The sequence below is a fragment of the Dermatobacter hominis genome (assembly GCF_020715685.1).
Taxonomy (GTDB): domain Bacteria; phylum Actinomycetota; class Acidimicrobiia; order Acidimicrobiales; family Microtrichaceae; genus Dermatobacter; species Dermatobacter hominis.
On record NZ_CP085840.1, the window covers coordinates 4113197 to 4138184 of the forward strand.

Here is a 24988-nt window from a genome sequence, read left to right on the forward strand (position 1 = left end):
GCGTGACCGTCAACCCCGTCGCCGCCGGCGGCTTCACGTCGGCCGCGGCCACCTACGCGCGGATCCGACCCACGTACGCCCGGCCGGCGATCGGCGCGATCAAGGACCTGTGTCGCGGCGGCGGGACGGTCCTCGACCTGGCCGCGGGCACCGGCATCCTCACCGGCCAACTCGTCCGGGCCGGGCTCGACCTCCGCGCCGTCGAGCCGCTCGACGCGATGGCCCGCCAGTTCCGTCTGTCGCTCCCGGCGGTGCCGATCGTGCTCGGCGTCGCCGAGGCGCTGCCCGTCGCCGACCACGAGGTCGACGTGCTGACGGTCGGCCAGGGGTTCCACTGGTTCGACGCCGACGCCGCGCTCGCCGAGGCGTCCCGGGTGCTGCGCCCGGGCGGTGTGCTCGCGCTCGTCTGGAACGCGCGCGACGAGGCCACGCCGTGGGTGGACGAGCTGACGCGGCTCGTCGAGGAGCGGACCGGCGGCCGGCCCTACATCGACCACCGCGAGCGGCCGTGGTCCGAGGTCGTCGCGGCGTCGGGCGGGTTCACGCCGCTCGAGGAGCACCGGTACCCCAACCCGGTGCCGACGACGCTCGACGGCGTGCTCGACCGGCTCCGGTCGACGAGCTTCGTCGCCGCGCTCGACGAGCCCGACCGGGAGGCGCTGCTCGACGAGGCCCGGCGCCTCCTCGCCGGGCACCCCGAGCTCACGGGGACGTTCGACTACCCGCACGAGACCGTCCTGCACACGTGCCGGACGCTGCCGGTCTGACGTCCGAGCAGGCCGACGTCCTGTCGGCCGGGCTCGCGGCCCTGCGCGACCTGCCGTGGCGACGGACGCGCGACCCCTGGGCGGTGCTCGTGAGCGAGGTCATGCTCCAGCAGACCCAGGTGGCGCGCGTCGTGCCCCGGTACGAGCGCTTCCTCGAGCGGTGGCCGACGCCGGCCGCCTGCGCGGCCGCGCCGCTCGGCGACGTGCTGACCGAGTGGCAGGGCCTGGGCTACCCGCGGCGGGCGCGCCACCTCTGGTCGGCGGCGCGGGCCTGCGTCGAGCACCACGGCGGCGAGCTGCCCCACGACCTCGGCGGCCTGCTCGCGCTCCCGGGCGTCGGCGCGTACACGGCCCGGGCGGTGCTGGCCTTCGCGCTCGAGCAGCCGGTCGGGGTCGTCGACACCAACATCGCCCGGGTGCTGGCGCGGCGGGACGGCCGCCGCCTGACGCCGACGGCCGCGCAGTCGGCGGCCGACGCGTGGGTGCCGGCAGACCGGTCCTGGGAGTGGAACCAGGTGCTGATGGACCTCGGCGCCCGGCGGTGCCGGCCGGTGCCCGACTGCGACGGCTGCCCCGTGACGTGCCGGTGGCGTGCCGACGGCTGGCCCGCCCCGGACCCCGCGCTGGGCTCGGCCGGCGTCTCTCGCCGGCAGGCCCCCTTCGAGGGGTCCGACCGCCAGCTGCGCGGGCTCGTCCTCGCCGCGGTGGCCGAGGGCCGGGCCGCCGCCGCCGTCGTCGAGCGCTCGATCGCCGAACGGGGCGTCGAGGAGGACCGCGTCGCCGCCGTGGTCGAGTCGCTGGTGGCCGACGGCCTGGTCGTCCGCGGCGCCGACGGCGTGCTCGCCCACCCCTGACGCGGCGTCAGCGCGCGAACGCGCCGCGTCCACCTCTGCGGCCCGGATGCGGCCACTGCCGAGATTTCGGTCACAGCGGACGGCATCGGCGGCGCCGGTTCACTTACTGTTCACGTGCCCGGACGTGTGGCAGGGCCCGATCCGGCTGATCAGGGGGACCGTTCTGAACGTCACGTTCTACGGCGTGCGGGGTTCGACCCCGTGCTCGGACGAGCGCCTGGCTCGCTACGGCGGCAACACCGCGTGCGTGGCCGTCGAGGAGCCGGGTCAGGAGCCGATCGTGCTCGACCTCGGCACCGGGCTCCGCTTCTACGGCATCGACGGCTGCGGCTGCCCGTCCGCAGCCACCCCGTTCCGGGGGACCGCGCTCGTCACCCACCTGCACTGGGACCACGTGCAGGGCATCCCGTTCTTCGCGCCGCTGCTGTGCGACGGTGCCGAGCTCGACCTCTACGCCCCGGCGCAGGAGGGCGAGTCGCTGGCCGACGTCGTGCGCGGCTTCCTGTCGCCGCCCTACTTCCCGGTCGAGGTCGACGCCCTGCCCGGCGAGATCCGCTTCCACGACACCGAGCCCGGTTCGTTCCGGGTCGGCGACGCGCTCGTCACGGCGGCGTGGGTCCCGCACGTGGGCCCGACGCTCGGCTACCGCATCGAGCTCGGCGGTCGGTCGGTCGCCTACGTGAGCGACCACCAGCAGCCGGGCGTCGGATCGACCGAGGTCGACCCGGCGGTGCTGGCGCTGTGCCGCGACGTCGACGTGCTCATCCACGACGCCCAGTTCGACGACGCCGAGTTCGCGCAACGCAGCGACTGGGGTCACTGCACGGTCGAGTACGCGGTCGAGGTGGCCGCGCAGGCGGGCTGCCGCACGCTCGTGCTGTTCCACCACGACCCGTCGCACCACGACGGCCGGGTGGACGAGCTCCTCGCCGACGCCCGCCGGCTCGCCGACGCCCGCGGCGTGCCCGAGGTGGTCGCGGCCCACGAGGGCCTCACGCTCGCGCTGCCCGGCGCCACGCCGAGCACGGCCGATCCCGGCGTCGCGGCCCGCTCGGGGGCGGTCCTGGGGAGCGCGCCGGGCGCGCCCGCGGTGGCCGACCGGGCCGCCCGACCGGCTTCCTCGCCGGTCGCCGCCGCCCGGTAGGTTCAGGGCGTGACCGACACGACCAGCACCGGTTCCGACGACCGGACGCCCATCGAGATCGACCCCATGCTCTACCGGCAGGTGCTGGGGCACTTCCCGACCGGCGTGACCGTCATCTCCTCGCTGGCCGACGACCGACCGGTGGGCCTCGCCATCGGCAGCTTCTTCTCCGTGTCGCTCGATCCGCCGCTCGTCGGGTTCTGCGTGGCCCGGACCTCGTCGACGTGGCCGTCGATCGCCGCCACCGGTGTGTTCGGCGTCAGCGTCCTCGCCGAGGACCAGCACGAGACCTCGGGCCGCTTCGCGTCGAAGGCCGAGGACAAGTTCGAGGGCATCTCCTGGGAGCCGTCGCCGATCACCCGGTCGCCGCTGATCCAGGGGGCCGTGGCCCACATCGACTGCGAGCTCTACGAGACCCACGAGGGGGGCGACCACCTGATCGTCGAGGGGCTCGTGCGCTCGCTCGACGTGCACCGCCCCGACGTCGGCCCGCTCCTGTTCTTCAAGGGCGGCTACGGCCGCCACTCCCAGCTCTGAGGCGGCGACGGTGCCCGTCTACGCCCTCGGCGACCAGGAACCGGAGATCCACCCGAGCGCGTACATCCACCCCGACGCGATCGTGATCGGCTCGGTGGTGATCGGTGCGGAGTCCTCGGTGTGGCCGTGTGCGGTCCTGCGGGGCGACGACGGCTTCATCTTCATCGGCGCCCGCTGCTCGGTGCAGGACGGCGCCGTCATCCACACCACGCCGTTCTGGCCGACCACCGTCGGCGACGAGGTCACGATCGGGCACCTGGCCCACCTCGAGGGCTGCACGGTCGAGGACAAGGCGCTGATCGGCATCGGTTCCAAGGTCCTGCACAACGCCCGGGTCGGCCGCGAGGCGATCGTCGGCGGGGGCGCCTTCGTCGGCAACAACAAGGTCGTCCCCCCGCTCGCCATGGCGCTCGGGATCCCGGCGACGATCAAGGAGGACGCGGTCGAGCCGGGTCACTTCGACCTGGGCGTCGAGTCCTACGTCCAGCGCCGGCTCCGCTACCGCGACCAGCTCCGCCGCCTCGACTGACCGACCCGTCCCCGGGGCCCAGGCGGGAGGATCCTCAGGCGGGGCGATCTGCCCCTACCCTCCGGTGCTGGTCCTGGACAGACTGGGTACCTGACGTGGGTCCGCCCGCGCCGACCCGGACCCCACCACCCATGCGCCGACCCGCCACCACCCTCCTCCTCGCCCTCAGCACCCTCGCCCTCGTGGCGGGGGTCAGCCTCGCCGCGCCGGCGGGCGCCCAGGGCTGCTCGGGCGACCTCGTGTCCGCCTCGATGTCCGCCACCTCGGCGACCGGCCCCACGTGGTCGGTGACCGACGCCTGCGTCGACGCGCGGGACTACTTCACCGGCGAGGTCGAGGGGCACCAGTTCGCGATCGGCATCTCGACGGTCACCTACGACGACGGCCACGTCGGCCGGCTGGCGTTCCTGTCGGTCCGGGTCGACGCCGCCCAGGCCGTCACCGTCGTCGGCATGGAGGACCCGGCGACCTCCCAGCTGCACTTCGCCGGCACGGTGCGCCAGGCCGCGATCGGCACGACCGGCGCCACGGTCAGCGGCGACGGGATCGCCTTCCCGCCGCTCGAGGCCGCGACGGTGCGCCTGGACTTCACCGACTCGGCGGCGCCGTGGCCGGACTGGGCGACCACGACCACCACGCCCGACGGCTCGGGCAGCACGGTCCCGACCACGACGGCCCCGCCGTCGACGACGACACCGGCGGTCACGACCACGGTGCCGTCGACGAGTTCGCTGCCGTCGGTGCCCGGGATGGACCTCAGCACGACCACGCTCGTCCCCGGCGCCTGACCGTCGGGATCCCGACCCCGGGGCCCCGCACCTGTCGGTCCGCAGCGTCGGTCGCGGGCGGGACCTGCCGCTAGGCGGCGTCGGCGGCCAGCCAGTGCACCCACCCGACGTCGACGTCGAGGTTGCGCACGACGGTGAACGCGAGCAGGGCGACCCCGACGGCCACGAGGGCGGGGCGGGGCAGCGTGGGCAGGCGGAACGGGCGGTCCTGCAGGGACCGGACGAGCCAGACGGCCCAGAGCACGGCTGCGATCGGCAGGCCGACCGCCACGATCACATTGTGGTCGGCGGCGGCGAGCCAGTCGCCGCGGAGCAGCGCGTTGGCGGCGCGCAGCCCGCCGCAGAGCGGGCAGTCGACCCCGAACACCGACCTCGACCAGCACACTGCGGTGCCGCCGTCGCCCGGATCCCAGAGGGCGACCGCCGCGCACCCGGCGGCGAGCGCGGCACCGGTCGCGACCGGCGCCACCCAGCGCGGCCGCGGCGGCCTCGGCAGCTCGGCCGGCGGGACCCAACCGGGCCGTGGGTCCGTTCGATCGCCCCCGGTCACCGTCACGGGGCCCACCCTAGGCACGGGGCGCCGGAACGGGGTGCCAGGGAGCACGCCGGGGGGAATGTCCGGGGCGCCGGGGGGTTGTTACTATCGGCGTAGGAGAAATCCGTCCGCCAGCAGTTCCCCGACCACCGACCCTCCGGGAGGAGCTCCCACATGTCGGTCGATCTCGACCTCTCCAAGTACTCGCTCGGTTGGAGCGACGAGGAGGACTACGTCTTCAAGCCCAAGCGCGGGCTCGACGAGGCGATCGTCCGGGAGATGTCGTGGATGAAGGGCGAGCCGCAGTGGATGCTCGACTTCCGCCTCAAGTCCCTGCGGGCCTTCGAGCGGCGCCCGATGCCCCGGTGGGGCGGCGACATGTCGGAGATCTATTTCAACGACATCTACTACTACATCAAGCCGACCAACACGCAGGTCGACGAGTGGGACGAGCTCCCCGACGCGATCAAGAACACCTACGAGAAGCTCGGCATCCCCGAGGCGGAGCGGAAGTACCTCGCCGGTGTCACGGCGCAGTACGAGTCCGAGGTCGTCTTCCACCGCAACCGTGAGGACCTGGAGCGCCAAGGCGTCATCTTCTGCGACATGGACACGGCGCTGCGGGAGCACCCCGAGATCGTCAAGCAGTACTTCGGCACCGTCATCCCCCGGAACGACAACAAGTTCTCGGCGCTGAACTCGGCCGTCTGGTCGGGCGGCTCGTTCATCTACGTCCCGCCGGGCGTCGAGGTGACCATGCCGCTGCAGGCCTACTTCCGCATCAACGCGGAGAACATGGGCCAGTTCGAGCGGACGCTGATCATCGCCGACAAGGGCTCGAAGGTGCACTACATCGAGGGCTGCTCGGCGCCGGTGTACACGTCGGACTCGCTGCACTCCGCCGTCGTCGAGATCGTCGTCAAGGAGGCCGCCCGGGTCACCTACACGACCATCCAGAACTGGTCCTCGAACGTCTTCAACCTGGTCACCAAGCGGGCCCGGGTCGAGGCCGAGGGCCACATGGAGTGGATCGACGGCAACATCGGCTCCCGCCTGACCATGAAGTACCCGTCGGTCGTCATGGTCGGCCCCAAGGCCTCGGGCGAGGTGCTCTCGGTGGCCTACGCCGGCGCCGGCCAGCACCAGGACACCGGCTCGAAGATGATCCACGCCGCACCCGAGACGACGTCGAAGATCGTCTCGAAGTCGATCTCCAAGGACGGCGGCAAGACGTCGTACCGTGGCCTCGTCCGGGTCGAGGACGACGCCTACGGCTGCCGCTCGCACGTGCAGTGCGACGCGCTCATCCTCGATCCCGACTCGATCTCCGACACGTACCCGTACATGGAGGTCGGTGCCCGCGACGCCGTCATCGGCCACGAGGCCACCGTGTCGAAGGTGGCCGACGAGCAGCTCTTCTACCTGATGAGCCGCGGCCTCTCCGAGGAGCAGGCGATGTCCATGGTGGTGAACGGCTTCATCGAGCCGGTCACCCGGACGCTGCCCATGGAGTACGCGGTCGAGTGGTCCCGCCTGATCGAGCTCCAGATGGAGGGGTCGGTCGGCTGAGCCTGCGACGCCCGCTCCGTGAGGGGCGGGCGGCTGCTCAGGCGGCCGAGGCGGTGCGGGTGTCGATCATCCGGAACCCGCCCACGCCGTCGGCGAGCGCCTCGGTCGTGGCCCGACCGGCGTCCGACACGAGTCGCTCGGGCGACGAGGTCCCGTCGCCGACGGCGATGCCGATGACCATGTCGATCGACACGGCCGTGCCGTCGACGAGCACGTCCTCGACGACCCCGGCGAGCAGTCGGTAGGCCACGCCCGCGGCGTCCTGCGGATCGCCGAGGTCCTCGGCGATCACCGTGAAGGCCGCGGCGCTGGACCGGGTGACCGTGTCGGCGCTGCGCAGCCGCTGGGTCAGCCGCTCCGCGACGGCGGACATGGCCTGGCGGGTGGTGGCGGCGCCGTGGCGGTGCTCGACGTCGTCGAGGTTCGTGACCTCGCAGCGCAGCACGGCGAACGGGGCGTCGTGCGACCCGGCCCGGCGGACGGCCGACCCGATCAGCACGGGCAGCGCCCGCTGGTTGGGGAGGCCGGTCTCTCCGTCGGCCAAGGTCTCCTGCGCACGCTCGACCGACTCGCGCCGACGGCGGCGCTGCGCCCGTCGCTCCTCGGTGAGGTCGGCGGCGATGGCCACGACCCGGTCGACCCGGCCGTCGGCGCCGGTGAGGCCGCCGAGCGTGAGCGAGAGGGTGCGGACCCGGCCGTCGGCGCCGGTGACGCGGAGCTCCTCCTGCTCGATGTCGGAGACCGCGCCGACGATGCGCACCAGCTTGGACAGCACCTCGGCCTGGTCGCGGCCGGGGCAGAGGGCGAGCAGGTGCAGCCCGGCGATCTCGCTGGGGGCGCGGCCGCAGAGCCGGGCGAAGGCGGGGTTGAGCGAGACGATCTGGCCCTCGCCGTCGAGCGTCGCGGTCGGCACCGAGGCGGCGTCGAGGATCCGGCGCACGGCGTCGACGGTCGATCCGTCGGCCACGTCGGTGCCGACGGCGCCTCGCGCCTCGTTCGAGGGAGTACCCGCCCCGCGATCGCTCATGGGTCTGTTGTCGGCGTGATCCGGCCCGTCGTTGAGCATTCGCCGACCGGATGGGGTGCGCGTCCGTCACACGCGCCCGACCGGTCCCGGGGCGCGCCGTGGACGAGGGCCGTCTCAGGAATCGGGAGCGGCGCGGCGCCGGATCGCGGCGGCTCGCTGCCACACTGTCGACCATGCCGATGCTCGAGAGCTGCAAGTTCTTCGAGAGCCGCACGTACCCGAACGGCGAGACGGTCCGGAAGTGCGATCTCGACCTCGCGCCCGAGGCCCCGTGGCGCTGCCCCGAGGACTGCAAGGCGTTCACCCCCCGGCTGGCGGACGTGAACTGGGCGCACGGCACGCTCGTGGTGCCGCCCACCCCGCCCGAGCCACCGAGCCTGGGGGACCCGTCGATCGCGGCGCTGCTCGACGAGGCCGAGGACATCGTCAACGCCGCCGTGCCGCGGGTGCGGGCCGAGGTCGACGCCGACCAGCAGCGCGAGGATCGCCGCCGGGGCGGCTGGAAGCGGTTCTTCCGCCGCAAGTAGGCCGCCGGCCCGGACGACCCGGCGGCCGGGTGGCCCGGACGTGACGGGTGCCCGGCCCTGTCGGCTGAATATGCACTACGGCCGTAGTGTAAATTTGGCCCGTGCCCGACCCCCTGCCCGAGATCCCCCTCGACGCGCCGGTCGCGGCCGAGGCGCCCCCGTTCGTCGTGGCCGACCTCCCGGGCCCCGACTGGCTGCGCGCCCGCCGCGCCGACGGGCTCGACCGTGCCGGTCACCTGCCGCTGCCGAGCGACGAGGCCGAGGAGTGGCGCTACAGCCGCATCGCCGAGCTCGACCTCGAACGCTTCGCGCCCGCGCCGGCCGATCCGGTGGAGCCCGGCACCATCGACGTGCCCGCCGCCGTCGGCGAGGTGCTCGCCGAGCTGGGCCCGCTGTCGGGCGTCGTCGTCCTCGTCGACGGCCGGGTCGTGCACGCCGAGGCCGAGGGCGAGCCGTGGGACGCCGGTGTCCGCTTCGGCTCGAGCCACGACGACGCCGTCGAGGCCGAGGCCGTCCTGGGCGACGCCGCTGACCACCCGGTCGACCTGTTCGCGGCCTGGAACGACGCGCTCTCCGTCGAGCCGGTGGTCCTCGACGTGCCGGCCGGCGTGGTCGTCGAGCGGCCCTTCGCGGTCGTGTCGTACGTCGCCACCGAAGGCATCGCCGCCTTCCCGCGCCTGTCGGTCCGCCTCGGCGCGGATGCCGAGGCATCGCTCGTCGAGGTGCACCTGTCGGCCGAGGTCACCAGCCTGGTCGCCCCGGTGACCGAGCTGTCGGTGGCCCCGGCGGCACGGCTGCGCCACGCCGTGCTCCAGGACCTCGACGAGCGGGTCTGGCAGCTGGGCTCGCTGCTCGCGACGGTCGACCGCGACGCCACCCTCGAGGTGGGGGTCGCGGCGCTCGGCGGCGACTACGCCCGCCTGCGCCTCGACTGCCGGCTGCAGGGCCGGGGCGCCACCGGCAACCTGTCCAGCGTCTACCTCGGCGAGGACCACCAGATGCTCGACCTGCGGACGTTCCAGTCCCACGAGGCGCCCGACACCACGTCGAACCTGCTGTTCAAGGGCGGGGTCGCCGACACGTCGCACTCGGTGTACACGGGGCTGATCCGGATCGCGCCGGGGGCGCGGGGCTCGAACGCCTTCCAGACGAACCGCAACCTGAAGCTGTCCGACGGCGCGTGGGCCGAGTCGGTCCCGAACCTCGAGATCGAGAACAACGACGTGCACTGCTCGCACGCCTCCACCGTGGGCCCGGTCGACCCCGACCAGCGCTTCTACCTCGAGTCGCGCGGCGTGCCGACGTCGGTCGCCGACCGCCTCGTGGTGGGCGGCTTCTTCGACGAGGTGCTCGACGACTTCGCCGTGCCGGCGCTCGTGTCGACGATCTCCGAGCGCATGGACCGCACGCTCGATCGGGCGCTCGGCCGGACGGCGGCGACGTGAGCGCCACACCCTCGGACGTGGTGTCGGTCGACGTCGCCGCGCTCGACGACCTGCCCGACCTGGAGGGCACCGCGTTCGACGTCGGCGGTCGCCGGGTCTCCGTCGTGCGCATCGGCGACGACGTCTACGCGATCGGCGACACGTGCAGCCACGCCGACGTGTCGCTCTCGGGCGGCATCGTCGACGAGGACGCGTGCACGATCGAGTGCCCGAAGCACGGCAGCGAGTTCGACCTGCGCACCGGCGCCGCGCTGACGTTGCCAGCGGTCAGGCCGGTGCCGGGCTACACCGCCCGGGTGGTCGACGGCCGCGTGCTGGTGGACGTCGCGGTCCCGTCGCCCGGGTCCGACCACGGGGAGGCCCTGACGTGAGCGAGCTGGTGATCGACGACCTGCACGCCGAGGTGAGCGGCCGCGAGATCCTCAAGGGCGTCACGCTGACCGTGCGCTCGGGAGAGGTCCACGTGGTCATGGGCCCGAACGGCTCGGGCAAGTCGACGCTGTCGCACGTGCTCATGGGCAAGCCGGGCTACACGGTGACCGGCGGGAGCGTCACCCTCGACGGCGTCGACCTGCTCGCGCTCCCCACGTGGGAGCGGGCCAAGGCCGGCCTGTACCTGGCCATGCAGTACCCCACGGAGGTGCCCGGGGTCCGGGTGGCCGAGGTGCTGCAGGAGGCCTACGCCGCCGCGGGCCGGGACCCGGCCCTGGTGCCCGCCCGCCTGGAGCGCGAGGCCGACCTGCTCGAGTTCGATCGGCGCTTCCTCGACCGGGCGCTCAACGTCGACCTGTCGGGCGGCGAGAAGAAGCGCAACGACACGCTGCAGCTCGGCGTGCTCGAGCCTCGCATCGCCGTCCTCGACGAGGTCGACTCGGGCCTCGACATCGACGCCCTGCGCGCGGTGTCCCGCCGGATCGAGGCCGCCACGGCCGGCGGTCTCGACGGTGGCGAGGCCTTGGGCGTGCTGGCGATCACGCACTACACGAGGCTGCTCCAGGAGCTGCACCCCGACGTCGTGCACATCTTCGCCCGCGGCCGGATCCTCGAGTCGGGCGGGCCGGAGCTCGCCGACCGGCTCGAGGAGTCGGGCTACGCGGCGTGGGTCGACGACCTCGAGGACGAGGCGCCGGCCGAGGACGCCGCGCCGACCCGCCCGGAGGTCGAGGACCCCTTCTTCGACCTCTGATCCGGGATATAGGGGTGCACAGCGACATCCCTTGTCGCGATCCGGACCAGAGAAATCTCCACCACCGTTCGTCAACGCCGCGTGAACTCCGCCCCGGCGCGGTTCCGTCGCACGACCGACGTGCGTACGGTCCGGGACGTGACGCCGTCGACCACCGCCGCCACTCGTGAGCTGACCTCCACCCCGGCGACGGTCCAACCCGGGGTGTTCGACGGCAGCGCCGCGTCGGTGGCCACCGTGCGATCCGGCGAGGCGTTCGCGGTCCGCACGCTGACCCGGACCCCGCTCGGACTCGACACGTACGAACGGCTGGGTCCCGACATGGTGGCGATCGAGGCGGCCGGCGGCGCCTGGCTGGGGCCGCACCCCGTGCTGGGCCCGATCACCGTCGAGGGCCACCCGCTGGGCTGCACCCTCCAGGTCGACCTGCTGGAGATCGCGCCGGACGCTCCGACCGGTTGGAACGGGGTGCGGGAGGGCTACGGCGTGCCCGGGCTGGAGGGCGCGTACGACATCGAGCTCATCGACGTCGACGCGGACGAGGGCGTGCTGTCGCTGCGGTCGGGCATCGTGTTGCCGCTGCGCCCGTTCTTCGGCGTGCTCGCGGTGCGCCCCGACCCGGCACTCGGGACGCTCGGCACGATCCCGCCCGGGCCCTTCGGCGGCAACATCGATTGCCGCGAGCTCGTCGCCGGCTCACGGCTGTTCCTCCCCACGTTCACCGAGGGCGCCGGCTTCCTGATCGGCGACGGCCACGGCACGCAGGGCGACGGCGAGATCACCGAGACCGCGCTCGAGATGTCCATGCGGGGCGTGGTCCGGCTGACCAGCCGTCCCGAGCTCGACACCGACCGCCCGCTGGCGGCCACCGTCGACGCCACCGTCTTCTTCGGGTTCGGCGACACCTTCGACGCTGCCGCCCGGGACGTCATTGCGCATGCCGCGTCACGGGTCGCCGAGTGGTCGCACCTCACCGAGCACGATGCCTACCGGTTGTTCTCGCTCGCCTGCGACGTCCGGGTGACGCAGCTCGTCAACGGCGTCGTCGGGGCGCACCTGATCGTGCCCCGGCACGTGACCGAGCAGCTCGCCGGCTGGCCGGGCTGGCTCCACCTCTGAGCGAGCCGGTCTTTCCCGCGTCGATTTCTGGGGTCGGGATCGCGACAAGGGATGTCGCTGTGCACCCCTATATCTCGAAGAGGGAGCGGACGGCTCGGAGCTCGCGGATCGGGTCCGACCCCATCGGCGCGTACACGAACTCGGACACGCCGGCGGCCTCGGTGTCGGCCAGCCGGGCCCGCAGGTCGTCGGGTGTGCCGGTCCACGTCGTGGCCGCGATGAGGTCGGGGGTCACCGACGCCCGGTCCCGGTCGGTCATCGAGACGAAGTGGCCCTCGTGGGTGTGCAGGTGCCGCTCCGACTCGGGGAAGGCCTCGATTGCGGTCCGCCACTCGGCGCCGCCCTCGAACCCGTCGAGCAGCTCCGGGCCGGCCTCGTACATGCCGTGGAACACGACCGCGCCGCCGGGCCCCGCCGCGTCCAGCACCCGCTCGGAGCCGACCGACTCGCCCTCCTCGAGCACCGTGCCGTAGGCCAGCAGCGCGCAGCGCTCCCAGCCCTCCTGGCCACCGAAGATCGACATCACGCCGTCGGCCCCGATGTCGGCGGCGACCGCCAGGCCCTTGGGCCCGTTGGCGCCGACGATGACGTCGACGTCGACCGGGCGGTCGGCCACGAAGCCGTCGGGGTGGATCATCCGGCAGGCGGCGCCGTCGATCTCGACCGTCTCGCCCCGCAGCAGGCCGACGAACTGCCGCAGGTACTCCTCGGTCGCGGCCCACGTCATCGGCTTCTGGCCCATCACGAACCGGCCGGTGAAGCCGGTGCCCAGCGCGACCGCGACCCGGCCCGGCGCCAACCGGGCCAGCTCGGCAGTCGCAGCGGCGTTGACCATCGGGTGGCGCAGCGACGGCACGAGCACGCCGGGGCCGAGCCCGATCCGCGACGTCGCGTCCGCGCAGCGGGCGAGCGCCATCCACACGTCGCCGTAGAGGCCGGGCGAGTCGTAGACCCACGCCCGCTCGTAGCCGAGCTCCTCGGCGACGACGACGAGCTCGACCAGGTCGGGACGGGGAGGGAACGCGCAGCTGAGCTCCATGGCGGCGAAAGCTAGTCACGTCGCCGGCCGGGTGCGGCGGACGAGGCCCCAGCCCGGGTCGTCGATGCGTGCGTCCCGCGCTCCGCGCCAGCACCGCACGGCCGCCCGGGCGTAGCCTCGGCCGCATGGCGCGACCCCAGCCGCTGGCCGACGACGAGCTCGCCGGCGCCCTCGCCGACCTGCCGGGTTGGGCGCTCCTCGACGGACGCCTGCACCGCGAGCTGCGCTTCGCCGACTTCAGCAGGGCCTTCGGCTACATGGCCGCGGTCGCGACCGTGGCGCAGGCCATGGACCACCACCCGGACTGGTCGAACGTCTACAGCACGGTCGTCATCGACCTCGTCACCCACGACGTGGGCGGGGTGACTGCGCTGGACGTCGAGCTGGCCCGGCGGATGTCGGAGCTGGCCCGCGACTGCGGCGCCGACTGAGCGGGCGCTGTCGGTCCTCGTCGAGGCGTCAGTCCTCGTAGACGGCGAGCACATCGAGGTTGCGGAACACGGCGTCGCCGAACACGTCCTTCGCCTTCTCGGCGAACTGCTGCGTCGCCGGGTTGTCTCGGTCGACCCCGCCGGTTCGATCGTCCTCCCGTCGGGTGACGAGCACAACCCCGGCTCGTGCTCAGGCGGGTGGGAACCGCACGTACGTCGTGTACCGGAACAGCTCCCGGTAGCCCATCCGCGCGTAGATCGCCTCGCCCATCTGCGATGCCTGCAGCGTGACGGCGCGGGCGCCCTCGTCGAAGGCGCGGTTGGTCACCGCCCGCGTGACCAGGTCGCCGATGCCCCGGCCCCGCGCCGCCTCGAGCGTCCCGACGAAGTAGACGCCGGCGATGCCGTGGCTGAGCAGCGCCATGGCGGCGCCCGCCGGCGTGCCGTCGACGGTCGCGACGACCACCGTCGTGCCCGGCGTGTCGATCAGGTGCGGTGCGGCGACGGCGGTGTGCAGCGTGCCCGCCGGCATGCCGAGGCTCTGGTACGCCGCATCGGAGACCGCGACGAAGTCGGCCGCCTCCGCCGCCGATCCCGGCGCTGCGGCACTCCCACCGTCGAGCCAGCGCAGCTCGACGCCGTCACCGGCTGCCCGCTCCTCGACGCGCTCGACCACCGCCATCTCCGGCGCGCCCGACAGCGCCACCATGCCGGCGTCCACGGCGGCGGCGCGGATCGGTTCGTCGTCGGGGTGCAGGTCCCGCAGCGGCGTGCAGAACCCCCGGCCGAGCGCCTCGAACCGTGCAGTCGCCTCCCGCACGACGGCGTCGCCCGGGAGGGTGGGGTCGAGCGCGGCGGCCCCGTTGAGCAGCACCGGGAAGTCCGAGGCGCTGGCCCACGTCAGCACGCCGGACCGCTCCTCGACCGCGCCGGCGGCGCCGGACCAGCGGGCCAGCGTCCGCTCGAACTCGAGGCGGTTGAGGTGCCCGAGGGCGGCGAGCTCGTCGTCGTGCGGGTCGACCATGGCCGACATGGTGGTCGTGCGGCGCCGGTCGGATCGACCGGGTTCCGCCCGCCGGCGCAGGTGCCCCGGCCGGGTCGCTCCGATCGTGTGAACGGAGCGTGAAACGGATCAACAGTCTGTTGACCCTCTCGATCGATGCTGCGAGCGTCGGGTGACGTGACCACCACGCTGCTGCGCAACGGGATCGTGCTCCCCATGGAGGGGGCGAAGACCGTGCTGGACCCCGGTTCGGTGCTCTTCGTCGACGACACGATCGTGGCGGTCGGACCGGTCGACGAGGTCGACGCCCACCCGGCCGCCGCCGGCGCCGAGGTGGTCGACGCCACCGGCATGGCGGTCCTGCCCGGGCTGCACAACGGCCACCTCCACTCCGGCCTGCTCCGCGGCACCGCGGAGTCGATGTCGCTGTGGGACTGGCTGGAGAACTACGTCGACCCCGCGCACAAGGTGATGACGCCCGAGATCGCCAAGGCGGCCAGCCGTCTGGCCTACACCGAGGGGCTGCGGTTCGGCACGACCTCGGTCATGGACATGTGGCGGTTCATGCAGGGGTCGGCCGAGGCGGCCGACGAGATCGGCGTCCGGGCCACGCTCGTGCCCTACGTCGCCGACCTCCCCGGCTTCGACTACTTCGAGACGCTCGAGACGAACCTCGACCTGCTCCGCACCCACCGCACCGCGTCCGAGGGCCGGGTCCGGACCTGGGTCGGCCTGGAGCACCTCTTCTACTGCTCGCCCGAGGCCTTCCGGCGGGCGGCGGAGATCGCCCTCGAGTACGACACCGGCATCCACACCCACACCTCCGAGAGCATCTGGGAGGTCCAGGAGTCGCTGCGCCGCTTCGGCCGCCGACCCGTCGAGGAGTTCTACAACCGCGGCATCCTCTCCGATCACACGGTCATCGCCCACTGCGTCTGGCTCGACGACCGCGAGATCGAGCTGCTGGCGCAGACCGGCACCAGCGCCGTCCACTGCCCGTGCTCGAACATGAAGCTCTCGTCGGGCCCGGCGCGCGTCGCCGACATGCGGGCCGCCGGCATCGCCGTCGGCATCGGCTCCGACGGCGAGAAGGAGAACAACAACCTCGACATCGTCGAGGAGATGAAGTTCGCGTCCCTCCTCGCCAAGGTCACCACGCTCGACCCGACGACCGGCGACCCGTGGGACGTCCTCGACCTGGCCACCCGCGACGGCGCCCGGGCGCTCGGGCTCGACGAGGTGACCGGCACGCTCGAGGTCGGGAAGCGGGCCGACGTGATCACCGTCGACCTGCACCAGCCGCACTTCACGCCCGTGCTCCACGGCCGGTGGTCGAACGTCGCCGCCCACCTCGTCTTCACGGCGTCCGGCCACGACGTCGACTCCGTCTGGGTCGACGGCCACCGGCTCGTCGACGGCGGCGCCGTCCTGTCCGTCGACGTCGTCGACGTGATGGCGGAGGCCCAGGCCGCCGCGGAGGAGCTCTTCGAGCGCCGCGACGCCTACCTGGCCGAGCGCGACGCGGCCCGCCTCGCCGAGGTCGCCCCCCACACCCACGACACCGAGGTGCCCGTCCCGTGAGCACGACCCTGGACCAGCGACCCGACCCGCAGGAGGCCCAGGCCCGCTACGACGCGCTGGTCGACGACCTGGAGCGCCGGCGCGCGGCCCTGGGCGACGACGACGGCGGCACGTTCTTCAACCGGTCGATGTCGGAGCCCGAGCTGATCGAGTACCTGTCCTTCCAGGCGTACTACGAGAAGCGGGCCGCCGAGTTCATCGGCCGCTGGCTCGCCGACACGCCCGAGCGCGACGCCTTCGTCCTCCTGGCGCAGCAGGTCGAGGACGAGGCGAACCACTACGAGTACTGCATGCGGGCGCTGGCCCGCCGCGGCGTCACCTCGCTCGACGGGTGGACGCCCGAGCCGGAGTGGGAGGAGTGGCTCGACGTCTGGTACCCGTCGGGCGCCGACACCGTCGAGCGCGTCGCCGCCCACAACGTGACCGGGGAGTCCGGTGCCTGCCAGGCGTTCCTCGAGGTCCGGCCCCGTCTCCCGGCCGACGTCCAGAAGATCTTCGACCGGATCATCCCCGACGAGCAGTTCCACCTCCACCTCGGCAAGCAGGTGCTGATCACCTACTGCCGCGACGACGACGACTGGGAGCGGGTCCGGGAGCGCACGCAGCGCACGTTCGAGCTCGAGCAGGCGGGGCGCATCGCCTACAACCGCCGCATGGCCCGGCTCGGCCTCGGCGACCTCGACGACCCCAACCCGATGCTCTGAGGGGGCTGCGACCGTGCCGTCCCTCCCGCCTGCGCCGTCCGGGGGCCCGTCTGCGCCGTCCGGGGGCTTCGAGGTCCCGGTGGTCGACATCTCCGGCTGGTCGACCGGCGACCACGAGGCCCGCGCCGCCGTGACCGCCGCCGTCGACGACGCCCTGCGCCGCGTCGGGTTCATGCAGGTCGTCGGCCACGGCGTCGATCCGGCCGTCGTCCAGCGGATGCTCGACGCCTGCGACGAGTTCTTCGCGCTCCCGGTCGGGGCCAAGTCCGAGACGCTCCCGCCCTCGGCCGACGTGAACCGCGGCTGGGCGCCGCTCGGGACCGAGTCGCTGCTCTACAGCCTCGGCGCCGACGCGCCGCCCGACCTGTTCGAGGCGTTCAACATCGGACGCGACGTCGTCGACGAGTCCGATCCCGCGGTCGCGGTCGAGCGGCACCGCCTGCAGGCGCCCAACATCTGGCCGCCCGCCCTGCCGTCGGTGCGCCGGCCGCTCGTCGAGTACTTCGACGCCGTGGCCGACCTGGCGCTGCGGCTGACCCGGATCTTCGCCGTCGCCCTCGGGGTCGACGAGGCGTTCTTCGTCGACCGCTGCCGGCACCCGACCGAGACGCTGCGCATGATCCGCTACGAGCGGGCGCCCGGGTCGCCCGACCCGCTGCCCGAGCAGATGCGCATGGGCGCCCACACCGACTACGGCATCGTGACGGTCCTCTACGGCGACCAGGTGCCCGGGCTCGAGGTCCTGGGCCCCGACGGCGGGTGGCACGGCGTGGTGCCGGTGGACGGCGCCTACCTGGTGAACCTGGGCGACCTGCTGGCCGAGTGGACCAACGACCGCTGGCGCTCGACCCTGCACCGGGTCGTGCCGCCGCCCGCGCAGACCGACGGGCCCGCCCTCCGGCGCTCCGCGGCGTTCTTCCTCGACGGCGACCACGACGCGCTGGTCGAGTGCCTGCCGACCTGCTGCGACGACGAGCACCCGCCCAAGTACCCGCCGGTCCTCGCCGGCGAGCACCTCATGGCCAAGCTGGTCGGCCCTCGGACGCTGCAGGCGTCGGAGTTCGAGGTCGACACGGTCGGCGACCGCACCTACTGACCCGGACGCGGCCCGGGTTCGCCGGCCCCCACCCCATCGAACTTGTACGTGGCGGTCGCCCCACCGGTCGGTGACGTGCATGTTCGCCGGGCGCCGTCGATCTTGTACGTGGCGGTCGCCCCACCGGTCGGTCGCGTACAAGTTCGGTGGGTTGCGTCGGGTCGGGTTCGGTCGGGTCGGGGCGGGGTGGAGCGGGGCGGGCGGGTCAGCCGAGCAGCGTCGACTGCCAGCGGGTGGCCACCGCCCGGTGCGCCGCGAGCTGCTCGTCCAGGCCGGGGTGGGTGAGCCGGCCGTCGCGGACGACGACGCGGCCGGCCACGACCGTGTGGCGCGCCGCGTTCGGTCCGCACCGCAGCAGCGCCTCGACCGGGTCGGCCAGCGCCCCGGCGTGCGCGGGGCCGTCGAGCCCCCACACGACGAGGTCGCCGGCGGCGCCCACCGACAGCTGGCCGATCTCGCCGCGCCGGCCGAGGCAGTCCGCGCCGCCGCGGGTCGCCAGCTCGAGCGCCCGACGGGCGTCGAACGCGTCGGCCCCGCCGCGCAGCTTGGCGAGCAGCATCGCGTTGCGGGCCTCGGTCCACAGCGACGCCGAGTCGGCCGACGCCGAGCCGTCGCATCCGAGCCCGACCGGGACGCCGGCCGCGAGGAAGCCGGTGACCGGGGCGATCCCGACGCCGAGGACCATGTTCGAGCTCGGGCAGTGCGCCACGCCGGTGCCCCAGGCGCCCAGGCGCTCGACCTCGGCCTCGTTCGGCTGGACGCAGTGGGCGACCCACGTCCGGTCCGAGCCCCAGCCCACCTGCTCCAGGTACTCGATCGGCCGGCAGCCGAACCGCTCGAGGCAGAAGTCGTCCTCGTCGAGGTCCTCGGCGATGTGGGTGTGCAGGCGCACGTCGAGCCGCTCGGCCAGCTCGGCCGTGTCGACCATCAGCTGCTGGGTCACCGAGAACGGCGAGCACGGCGCCAGCGCCACCCGGACCATGGCCAGGGGGTCGACGTCGTGGAACCGCCCGACCAGCCGCTCGGAGTCGGCGAGGATCTCGTCGGGCTCCTGCACCACGCTGTCGGGCGGCAGGCCGCCGTCCTTGCGCGACAGGCTCATCGACCCGCGCGTGGCGTGGAACCGGACGCCGAGGTCGACCGCGGCGGCCACCTCGGCGGCGATCAGGTCGCCGCCGCCGTCGGGGTGGACGTAGAGGTGGTCGCTCGTGGTGGTGCAGCCCCCGAGCGCCAGCTCGGCCATCCCGACCCACGCCGAGACGTGCGCGGCCTCCTCGTCGAGCAGCGCCCAGATCGGGTACAGGGTGGTGAGCCAGTCGAACAGCTTCTGGCCGGTCGCCGGCGGCAGCGCCCTCGTCAGGTTCTGGTACAGGTGGTGGTGGGTGTTGACCAGCCCCGGCGTGACCAGGCAGTCGGTGGCGTCGAGCAGGTCGACCGCCTCGGGCTCGCTCCCCGGCGGTCCCACCCCGGACACGGCGCCGTCGGTGATTGCGACCCAGCCGCCGGCGAGCTCCCGTCGGTCGTCGTCGACGGTCGCCACCAGCCGGGCGCCCCGGACCAGCAGGTCGGCGGGTCGGGCCGCGTGGGGCGGGGTGCCGGCATCGGACATCGTCCGCAGCGTGCTGCCCGGCCGACGGCGCGTCAACAGTTCGTTGAACAGTTCACGGACGTGCAACACGTCGGACCCGGGGTCGTGACCTGGGCGCGGTCAGCTGTCCGGGATGGAGATCACCGTGTCGGACGAGCGCGCCCCCGACGAGAAGGCGCGGTTCTCCGAGCTGTTCGGCCGTCGCTACGCCGTGCTGACGGTCGGCACGATCGTCCTGCTCGGCTGCAACGCGTTCGAGATCGTCGGCGCCGCGACGGCCATGCCGGCGGTTCTCGACGACGTGGGCGGCGTCGGGCTGTTCGGTGCCGCGATCGCGGCGCCGCTCGTGGCCAGCGTCTTCGCCGCACCGTTCGGCGGCCGCCTGGCCGACCGGTTCGGGACGCTGCGCCCCCTGGTGCTGGCGCTGTCGGTCTTCTCGCTCGGCCTGCTCGCCACCTCGTTCGCCACGTCGATGGCGCAGGTCGCCGCCGGCCGGTTCGTCGTGGGGCTGGGCGCCGGCGCCACGCTGACGCTCCAGCTGGTCATCATCGCCCGCTACTACCCGTTGCGACTCCAGCCGCTGGTGCTCGGCGTCGTGTCCGCGGTGTTCATCATCCCGGGGATGATCGGCCCGACGATCTCGGCGACGCTCGTCGAGACCGTCGGCTGGCACTGGATCTTCGGCGGCATCATCCCGATCCTGGCGCTCTGCGCCGCGCTGCTCATCCCCGAGATCATCCGCCGGCCGGCCCTCGACCTGTCCGAGGTCGGCGACGGCGCGGAGGGCGCCGCCGAGGAGTCGCCCGCGTGGGGTCCGGCGCTGCTGGCCGGCGGCCTGGGCATCGTCGTGCTGGCGGGCAGCGCGTCCGACCCCCGGTGGTTGCTGCTGATCCCGGTGGGGATCCTCGTCCTGGTCCCGGGGGCCCGCGTCACGCTGCCCCGGGGCACGTGGGTGGCCCGCCCGGGCAAGCCGGCGGTCATCGCCTGCGCCCTGACCGCCTGCGCCGCCTACCTGACGACCGAGAACTTCCTGCCGCTGCTGCTCCGCGAGGTGCGGGGCTCGACGATCCTCGAGGCCGGGCTGCCGCTGACGGTGGCGGCGTTCTTCTGGGCGGCCGGTTCGTGGTCGCAGGCCCGGCTCGCGCCGGCCCGCCGGCCGAACGTCGCCGCCGGGGGCGCCGTCGTGGCGGCCGCCGGACTGGTGCTGGCGGCGTCGCTCGTGTTCGAGGTCGTGCCGTTCTGGCTGGCGTACCCGGCGACGGCGCTCGGGTCGTTCGGCTGCGGGCTGGTGTTCACGATCTGCCAGGTCATCGCCGTCGAGGGCGCCCCCGCCGGCCGGGAGGGCGAAGCGACCGCCCTGGTCCAGCTCGCCAACCTGCTCGGCACCGCCCTGGGCACCACGGCCGCCGCGATCGTGATCGCCCGCCTCGACGACCAGCTCGGCGCCGCGGTCGGCATCACGATGCTCGTCGCCGCCGGCTTCGCCGTCCTCGCCTCGTTCGCGGCGCGGCGCATGCCGGCGACGAGGACCTCGACGTGATCGTCCGCCACTCGCCCCGAAGGAGCGCACCGTGAGCACGCAACCGACCCCGCCGTCCGACGCCGGCATCCTCACCATCTCGCTCGCGCCGTGGTTCGCGGGCACCGACGAGGGCCGGGCCGAGGTCGCAGCGCTCGTCGACCGCTCGCTGTCGGACATGGGCTTCATGGTGATCACCGACCACGGCATCGACCCCGAGCTGCCGGGCCGCCTCCGTGCCGAGCTGCTCGAGTTCTTCACCGGCCCCGAGGAGGTCAAGGAGGCGGTGCGGGTCGACCAGCTCGGCGACCGGGGCTGGGTGCCCTACGGCCTCGAGGCGAACGGTTACATCTTCGGCGAGGACACTCCGCCCGACATGAAGGAGTCCTTCGTGGTGGGCATGGACGCGATCGATCGTGCGTCGTCGATGGCGACGCCGTGGCCCGAGGCGCCGAGCGGCCTGCGCGACGTGGTCGTCGAGTACACCCGGCAGGTCGAGGACCTCCACATCGAGCTGATGCGGATCTGCGCCGTGGCCCTCGGCCTCGACGACCCGGAGCACTTCGTCGACCGCGAGTCGAGCTCCGACTCGGTGATGAACGTGAACTGGTACCCCCCGCTCGTCCGCACCGGCCCCGTGCAGGACAACCAGTACCGCATCGGCCCCCACACCGACTTCGGCACGGTCACGATCCTCGACCGCCAGCCCGGGACGGGCTGCCTCCAGGTCCAGGACGCAGCGGGCGGGTGGCACGACGCCGAGTTCGTGCCCGGCTCGCTCACGATCAACGTGGGCGACCTGCTCGAGATGTGGTCGGGTGGCCGCTGGCGCTCGTCGCGGCACCGCGTGCTGCCGCCGTCGGAGGCGACGCCCGAGGAGGGCCTGATGTCGCTCGTGTTCTTCGGCGAGCCCGACGACGACACGGTGATCGCGCCGCTGCTCGACGGCGACGCGTTCGAGCCGGTCCGGGCGCGGGACTTCCTCGAGGCGAAGATCGCCGCGATCACCGTCGCCTGAGCGGCGGGGAGCGGGAGGCTCGCCGGAGCGGCGGGGAGCGGGGGGCTCGCCTGAGCGGCGGGGAGCGGGAGCAGAGCGACCGGGCGGGGTGCGTCCTACGCTCTCGCCATGGACGCGCTGTCGGCACCGCTCACCGTCGGGTTCAACCACGTCGCCACCGGCACGCCCGACCTGGACCGGATCATCGCCTTCTACCGCGACGCCTTCGGCGCCACCGTGAAGGTCGAGATCCCGAAGGGCCCAGAGCACCCTCGCATGGCGATCATCGACGTGGGGTCCGGTTCGGCGATGAACGTCGCCGAGGTGCCCGAGGGGTCGCTCGTCGGCGATCGCGCCCGGATCGGCGGTCGTGGGCCGGTGGACCACTACGGGCTCGCCGCGCCGTCCCGCGAGGCGCTGGAGGTCCTGCTGGAGCGCATCCCGGCCGCCGGCGGCGAGGTGGGGGAGATCACGCTCCTCGGCGGCGACACCTGGTCGCTGTTCTTCCGGGACCCCGACGGCATGGAGCTCGAGGTCTGCGCACCCGCCCACGTGGGCTGACCGGCGGCGCTCAGGCGTCGCCGGCCGCCAGGTGCGAGCGGAACCACCGCCGCGACGCGATCGACATGGCGTCGGCCTTGACGTGCACCTCGACGCCGAGGTCGAGCGGCACGCCCCGGGGCTCGAGCTGCTCGACGATCCAGCGGTCCTCGGCGTTGACGGCGTCCTGGAACGCGACCCACTCGTCGACGGGCTGGTCCGTGTCGAAGTCGCGCGCGTTGGCCAGGTAGACGCGGCAGGCATCGGCGTGGACCGGGGCGGCGACGTCGCCGATGAGCTCGGTGCCGCCGTGCGGGTAGTCGATCTCGAGCCACGACGCGAACGGGAGGTGCCACCGGTAGCGGTAGGCGACGACGGTGTCGTCGGTCGAGCCGTCGAAGGTCTGGCGGGCCTGCTGGACCATCGTCACGTCGAGGCTCAGCAGGCGCCCGTCGACCCGGACGTCGAGCGGCGGGACGACGGGGTCCTCGACGCCGAACGTCCCCTGGTGGATGTACGGGAAGTGGGCCTGGTCGTTGAAGTTCTCGGCGTGGCGCTGGGCGGACGAGCTCCAGACGAACGGGCGGCAGCCCGCCCGCTGGAACCCGTCGTCCTCGAGGCGCGACCACGGTGGCAGGGGGCCCTCGTGCGGTGCGCCCTCGACGGTGGGCTCCCCGTCGACCGCGGCGGACAGGTCGGGCCGCAGGCAGGTCCAGACGATCCCGTAGCGCTCGATGACCGGCAGCGGCTCGAGGTGCATCCGGGGCGGGACGGCGTTCGTCGACGACGAGGGGACCGATACGCACCGTCCGCCGCCGTCGAACGTGAAGCCGTGGTAGGGGCACGTCACGCAGCCGTCGGCGACCACGCCGTCCGACAACCGGGCGCCCCGGTGGGGGCAGCGGTCGAGCAGGACGGTGGCGTCGCCGTTCGCGCCGCGGAAGGCCACGAGGCCGACGTCGAGCAGCACCGAGCGGAACGCGCCGGGCGGCGGTGCGGCGGGGAGCCGCTCCTCGTCGAGGACGGACCCGCCGCCGGCGTCGACCTCGGTCGACAGCGCCACCGGGTGCCAGCACCCGGCCAGCAGGTCCCACTCCGCCGGCGAGAAGCCCGAGGTCGACGGTCGGGTGATGCCGGCGCCGGGCGCGCCGGCGAGGTCTCGTCCGGTCGACCCGGTGGTGGTCGTGCTGCTGCTCATACGGATCCCTCCCCGCAGCGCCGGCTCAGATCGCCGCCAGCACCTTGGGCGCGAGCTCGGGCTCGAGCCCGGCGGTGGCCGGGATCCACTCGCCGCCGCGCACGCAGCCGACGGGGACCAGGCGACGGTCGCCCTCGACGGTCTCGTAGCCGTCGCTGAGTTGGCACGGGCCCTCCTCCAGGCGCATGACCGACACCTCGGCGGAGCGGCCGACGTCGAGGTTGCCGAGCTCGTCCTCGTGGCGGATCGCCTTCGCGGTGCCGCACGTGCCCATGGCGATGGTCTCCTGCAACGAGAAGCCGAGCACGAGCATCTTGGAGAGCGTCTCCGGCAGCGACACGACCACGCGGTCGATGTTGAAGATGTTCAGGTCCGTCGAGGCCGAGGTGACCTTGAAGCCCTTCTCGTAGAGCCGGCGGGCGTCCGCGAATCGGAAGTCGGTCGCGGAGTGGCCGACGTCGAGCAGCACGCCCCGCTCGTAGGCGTCACGGAACTCCGGGATCACCTCGTCACGCCCGGACGGGAACACGCCGGAGGCGCCGCGGTAGGCGTGGGTGATGATGTCGCCGCTGCGGAGCGACTGCAGCAGCACCGGCGGCGTGATCGACGGGGTGTGGGGGAACCGTCCGAGGTGGACCATGATCGGGCGGTCGCCGGCGACGGACTTGGCGCCCTCGAGGAACGGCGACTCGGCGGGGTCGCCCGCGTGGCACACCCGGACCTTGAACCCGACGACGTCGGGGAGCTCGAGCGCGGCGGCCGCCGCGTCGAGGTCGAGGTTGCGCAGGTCGTTCGCGATCTCCAGCTTGTGGCAGATGAAGTCGTGCGTGGCGAGGTACAGGACGCACGGGTCCACGAAGGACAGCACGCGCGTCTTGGGCTGCAGCGCGTCGAGCCAGTCCCGGGCGAGCCGGATCGTGGCGGTGCCGCTGGTGCCGCCGTCGACGACGATCGGCACGCCGCGCTCGACGCCGGCCTGGTCGGGGCCGACGCAGAAGTTCCCCAGGCCCGGGTACACGTGGGCGTGGAGGTCGATGAGCCCGGGGGTGACGACGAGCCCGGTCACGTCCACGACCTGGACCTCGGCCGGGATCGCCCCGTCGGCGATCCCCGCGTCTCGGAACCAGGCGTCCGCCGGTCCCACGGCCAGGATCTTCCCGCCGCCGATGAGGACGTCGGTCACCGTGTCGACGCCACGCTCGGGATCGATCACGCGACCGCCGCGCAGGCACAGGTCGGGTGTGGGGGTCGGGGTGCTCATGTCC

Annotated in this window: 27 protein-coding genes; 19 read left to right on the forward strand and 8 right to left on the reverse strand. The window is 73.4% G+C overall.

Annotated elements, in window-relative coordinates; translation table 11 throughout:
• Positions 1-2 precede the first annotated feature (2 nt).
• From LH044_RS19205 to LH044_RS19230, 6 genes are all read left to right on the forward strand, one after another.
• The gene (locus LH044_RS19205) at positions 3-767 is read left to right on the forward strand and encodes a class I SAM-dependent methyltransferase (protein ID WP_227757249.1); all 765 of its coding nucleotides are present in this window, start codon (positions 3-5) and stop codon (positions 765-767) included.
• On the forward strand, positions 746-1621 hold the full coding sequence (locus LH044_RS19210) for an HhH-GPD family protein (RefSeq protein ID WP_227757250.1): 876 nt from the start codon (positions 746-748) through the stop codon (positions 1619-1621). Before LH044_RS19205 ends, LH044_RS19210 begins: the two co-directional genes overlap by 22 nt.
• Before the next feature lie 184 nt (positions 1622-1805).
• Positions 1806-2765, forward strand: coding sequence for an MBL fold metallo-hydrolase (locus LH044_RS19215; protein ID WP_227757251.1), 960 nt, complete (start codon positions 1806-1808; stop codon positions 2763-2765).
• Positions 2766-2774: 9 nt separating this feature from the next.
• Positions 2775-3302, forward strand: a complete 528-nt coding sequence (locus tag LH044_RS19220) for a flavin reductase family protein (protein WP_227757252.1) — start codon at positions 2775-2777, stop codon at positions 3300-3302.
• Between the two features lie 10 nt (positions 3303-3312).
• Positions 3313-3831: a gamma carbonic anhydrase family protein gene (locus tag LH044_RS19225; RefSeq protein ID WP_227757253.1), complete on the forward strand. Its 519-nt coding sequence runs from the start codon at positions 3313-3315 to the stop codon at positions 3829-3831.
• A gap of 131 nt (positions 3832-3962) precedes the next feature.
• A complete protein-coding gene (locus LH044_RS19230; RefSeq protein ID WP_227757254.1) occupies positions 3963-4619 on the forward strand; it encodes a hypothetical protein in 657 nt (218 codons plus the stop codon).
• A 70-nt stretch (positions 4620-4689) separates the two neighbouring features.
• Here the strand turns inward: LH044_RS19230 and LH044_RS19235 are convergent, their stop codons facing one another.
• Positions 4690-5175, reverse strand: a complete 486-nt coding sequence (locus tag LH044_RS19235; RefSeq protein WP_227757255.1) for a DUF2752 domain-containing protein — start codon at positions 5173-5175, stop codon at positions 4690-4692.
• Between the two features lie 153 nt (positions 5176-5328).
• Here LH044_RS19235 and sufB point away from each other — a divergent pair, with 153 nt between their 5' ends.
• Complete coding sequence (sufB, locus tag LH044_RS19240; protein ID WP_227757256.1) at positions 5329-6723, forward strand: Fe-S cluster assembly protein SufB; 1395 nt, start codon at positions 5329-5331, stop codon at positions 6721-6723.
• 37 nt (positions 6724-6760) lie between these two features.
• Here sufB and LH044_RS19245 read toward each other — a convergent pair whose 3' ends face one another.
• The gene (locus LH044_RS19245; protein WP_227757257.1) at positions 6761-7750 is read right to left on the reverse strand and encodes a diguanylate cyclase domain-containing protein; all 990 of its coding nucleotides are present in this window, start codon (positions 7748-7750) and stop codon (positions 6761-6763) included.
• Between the two features lie 173 nt (positions 7751-7923).
• On the opposite strand from LH044_RS19245, the gene LH044_RS19250 reads away from it, so the two are divergent.
• The 5 genes from LH044_RS19250 (at position 7924) to LH044_RS19270 (ending at position 12027) form a co-directional block, all read left to right on the forward strand.
• Positions 7924-8277: a hypothetical protein gene (locus LH044_RS19250; RefSeq protein WP_227757258.1), complete on the forward strand. Its 354-nt coding sequence runs from the start codon at positions 7924-7926 to the stop codon at positions 8275-8277.
• A gap of 101 nt (positions 8278-8378) precedes the next feature.
• Positions 8379-9722: a SufB/SufD family protein gene (locus tag LH044_RS19255; RefSeq protein ID WP_227757259.1), complete on the forward strand. Its 1344-nt coding sequence runs from the start codon at positions 8379-8381 to the stop codon at positions 9720-9722.
• The gene (locus LH044_RS19260) at positions 9719-10093 is read left to right on the forward strand and encodes a non-heme iron oxygenase ferredoxin subunit (protein WP_227757260.1); all 375 of its coding nucleotides are present in this window, start codon (positions 9719-9721) and stop codon (positions 10091-10093) included. The genes LH044_RS19255 and LH044_RS19260 overlap by 4 nt, the downstream gene beginning before the upstream one ends.
• Positions 10090-10908, forward strand: a complete 819-nt coding sequence (sufC, locus tag LH044_RS19265; protein ID WP_227757261.1) for a Fe-S cluster assembly ATPase SufC — start codon at positions 10090-10092, stop codon at positions 10906-10908. Before LH044_RS19260 ends, sufC begins: the two co-directional genes overlap by 4 nt.
• Positions 10909-11046: 138 nt before the next feature.
• A complete protein-coding gene (locus tag LH044_RS19270; protein WP_227757262.1) occupies positions 11047-12027 on the forward strand; it encodes an acetamidase/formamidase family protein in 981 nt (326 codons plus the stop codon).
• A gap of 67 nt (positions 12028-12094) precedes the next feature.
• Here the strand turns inward: LH044_RS19270 and LH044_RS19275 are convergent, their stop codons facing one another.
• The gene (locus tag LH044_RS19275) at positions 12095-13066 is read right to left on the reverse strand and encodes an LLM class flavin-dependent oxidoreductase (RefSeq protein WP_227757263.1); all 972 of its coding nucleotides are present in this window, start codon (positions 13064-13066) and stop codon (positions 12095-12097) included.
• A 125-nt stretch (positions 13067-13191) separates the two neighbouring features.
• Between LH044_RS19275 and LH044_RS19280 the strand changes: the two genes are divergently transcribed.
• Positions 13192-13497 carry a 4a-hydroxytetrahydrobiopterin dehydratase gene (locus LH044_RS19280; protein ID WP_227757264.1) on the forward strand — a complete coding sequence of 102 codons (306 nt, stop codon included), beginning with the start codon at positions 13192-13194 and terminating at the stop codon, positions 13495-13497.
• A 28-nt stretch (positions 13498-13525) separates the two neighbouring features.
• Here the strand turns inward: LH044_RS19280 and LH044_RS19285 are convergent, their stop codons facing one another.
• Positions 13526-13672 (reverse strand): hypothetical protein, encoded by a 147-nt coding sequence (locus LH044_RS19285; protein ID WP_227757265.1) that lies wholly within the window; start codon positions 13670-13672, stop codon positions 13526-13528.
• 15 nt (positions 13673-13687) lie between these two features.
• Positions 13688-14521, reverse strand: a complete 834-nt coding sequence (locus tag LH044_RS19290) for a GNAT family N-acetyltransferase (RefSeq protein ID WP_227757266.1) — start codon at positions 14519-14521, stop codon at positions 13688-13690.
• A gap of 135 nt (positions 14522-14656) precedes the next feature.
• On the opposite strand from LH044_RS19290, the gene LH044_RS19295 reads away from it, so the two are divergent.
• The 3 genes from LH044_RS19295 to LH044_RS19305 all read left to right on the forward strand — a co-directional run bounded on the left by LH044_RS19295 (position 14657) and on the right by LH044_RS19305 (position 17881).
• The gene (locus LH044_RS19295; protein ID WP_227757267.1) at positions 14657-16081 is read left to right on the forward strand and encodes an amidohydrolase family protein; all 1425 of its coding nucleotides are present in this window, start codon (positions 14657-14659) and stop codon (positions 16079-16081) included.
• Entirely contained in the window at positions 16078-16785 is a 708-nt protein-coding gene (locus LH044_RS19300) for a ferritin-like domain-containing protein (protein ID WP_227757268.1), read from the forward strand. Before LH044_RS19295 ends, LH044_RS19300 begins: the two co-directional genes overlap by 4 nt.
• A 79-nt stretch (positions 16786-16864) precedes the next feature.
• Positions 16865-17881, forward strand: coding sequence for an isopenicillin N synthase family dioxygenase (locus LH044_RS19305; RefSeq protein ID WP_227757269.1), 1017 nt, complete (start codon positions 16865-16867; stop codon positions 17879-17881).
• Between the two features lie 205 nt (positions 17882-18086).
• Here LH044_RS19305 and LH044_RS19310 read toward each other — a convergent pair whose 3' ends face one another.
• Entirely contained in the window at positions 18087-19490 is a 1404-nt protein-coding gene (locus LH044_RS19310; protein ID WP_227757270.1) for an 8-oxoguanine deaminase, read from the reverse strand.
• A 112-nt stretch (positions 19491-19602) separates the two neighbouring features.
• Between LH044_RS19310 and LH044_RS19315 the strand changes: the two genes are divergently transcribed.
• The 3 genes from LH044_RS19315 to LH044_RS19325 all read left to right on the forward strand — a co-directional run bounded on the left by LH044_RS19315 (position 19603) and on the right by LH044_RS19325 (position 22546).
• The gene (locus LH044_RS19315; protein WP_227757271.1) at positions 19603-21009 is read left to right on the forward strand and encodes an MFS transporter; all 1407 of its coding nucleotides are present in this window, start codon (positions 19603-19605) and stop codon (positions 21007-21009) included.
• Positions 21010-21040: 31 nt separating this feature from the next.
• Entirely contained in the window at positions 21041-22006 is a 966-nt protein-coding gene (locus LH044_RS19320) for an isopenicillin N synthase family dioxygenase (protein WP_227757272.1), read from the forward strand.
• Positions 22007-22114: 108 nt separating this feature from the next.
• Positions 22115-22546 (forward strand): VOC family protein, encoded by a 432-nt coding sequence (locus tag LH044_RS19325; RefSeq protein WP_227757273.1) that lies wholly within the window; start codon positions 22115-22117, stop codon positions 22544-22546.
• Positions 22547-22556: 10 nt separating this feature from the next.
• Here the strand turns inward: LH044_RS19325 and LH044_RS19330 are convergent, their stop codons facing one another.
• Both LH044_RS19330 and LH044_RS19335 read right to left on the reverse strand, forming a co-directional pair.
• Entirely contained in the window at positions 22557-23723 is a 1167-nt protein-coding gene (locus LH044_RS19330; RefSeq protein WP_227757274.1) for a Rieske 2Fe-2S domain-containing protein, read from the reverse strand.
• 25 nt (positions 23724-23748) lie between these two features.
• Positions 23749-24984, reverse strand: coding sequence for an amidohydrolase family protein (locus tag LH044_RS19335; RefSeq protein WP_227757275.1), 1236 nt, complete (start codon positions 24982-24984; stop codon positions 23749-23751).
• Between the last annotated feature and the right edge of the window lie 4 nt (positions 24985-24988).

Bases quoted from the DNA above. Each gene is read 5' to 3' on its own strand.
- LH044_RS19230 (WP_227757254.1), top strand. From the start codon at position 3,963: ATGCGCCGACCCGCCACCACCCTCCTCCTCGCCCTCAGCACCCTCGCC.
- sufB (WP_227757256.1), top strand. From the start codon at position 5,329: ATGTCGGTCGATCTCGACCTCTCCAAGTACTCGCTCGGTTGGAGCGAC.
- LH044_RS19245 (WP_227757257.1), bottom strand. From the start codon at position 7,750: ATGAGCGATCGCGGGGCGGGTACTCCCTCGAACGAGGCGCGAGGCGCC.
- LH044_RS19250 (WP_227757258.1), top strand. From the start codon at position 7,924: ATGCCGATGCTCGAGAGCTGCAAGTTCTTCGAGAGCCGCACGTACCCG.
- LH044_RS19275 (WP_227757263.1), bottom strand. From the start codon at position 13,066: ATGGAGCTCAGCTGCGCGTTCCCTCCCCGTCCCGACCTGGTCGAGCTC.
- LH044_RS19280 (WP_227757264.1), top strand. From the start codon at position 13,192: ATGGCGCGACCCCAGCCGCTGGCCGACGACGAGCTCGCCGGCGCCCTC.
- LH044_RS19290 (WP_227757266.1), bottom strand. From the start codon at position 14,521: ATGGTCGACCCGCACGACGACGAGCTCGCCGCCCTCGGGCACCTCAAC.
- LH044_RS19295 (WP_227757267.1), top strand. From the start codon at position 14,657: ATGCTGCGAGCGTCGGGTGACGTGACCACCACGCTGCTGCGCAACGGG.
- LH044_RS19310 (WP_227757270.1), bottom strand. From the start codon at position 19,490: ATGTCCGATGCCGGCACCCCGCCCCACGCGGCCCGACCCGCCGACCTG.
- LH044_RS19315 (WP_227757271.1), top strand. From the start codon at position 19,603: ATGGAGATCACCGTGTCGGACGAGCGCGCCCCCGACGAGAAGGCGCGG.
- LH044_RS19325 (WP_227757273.1), top strand. From the start codon at position 22,115: ATGGACGCGCTGTCGGCACCGCTCACCGTCGGGTTCAACCACGTCGCC.
- LH044_RS19330 (WP_227757274.1), bottom strand. From the start codon at position 23,723: ATGAGCAGCAGCACGACCACCACCGGGTCGACCGGACGAGACCTCGCC.
- LH044_RS19335 (WP_227757275.1), bottom strand. From the start codon at position 24,984: ATGAGCACCCCGACCCCCACACCCGACCTGTGCCTGCGCGGCGGTCGC.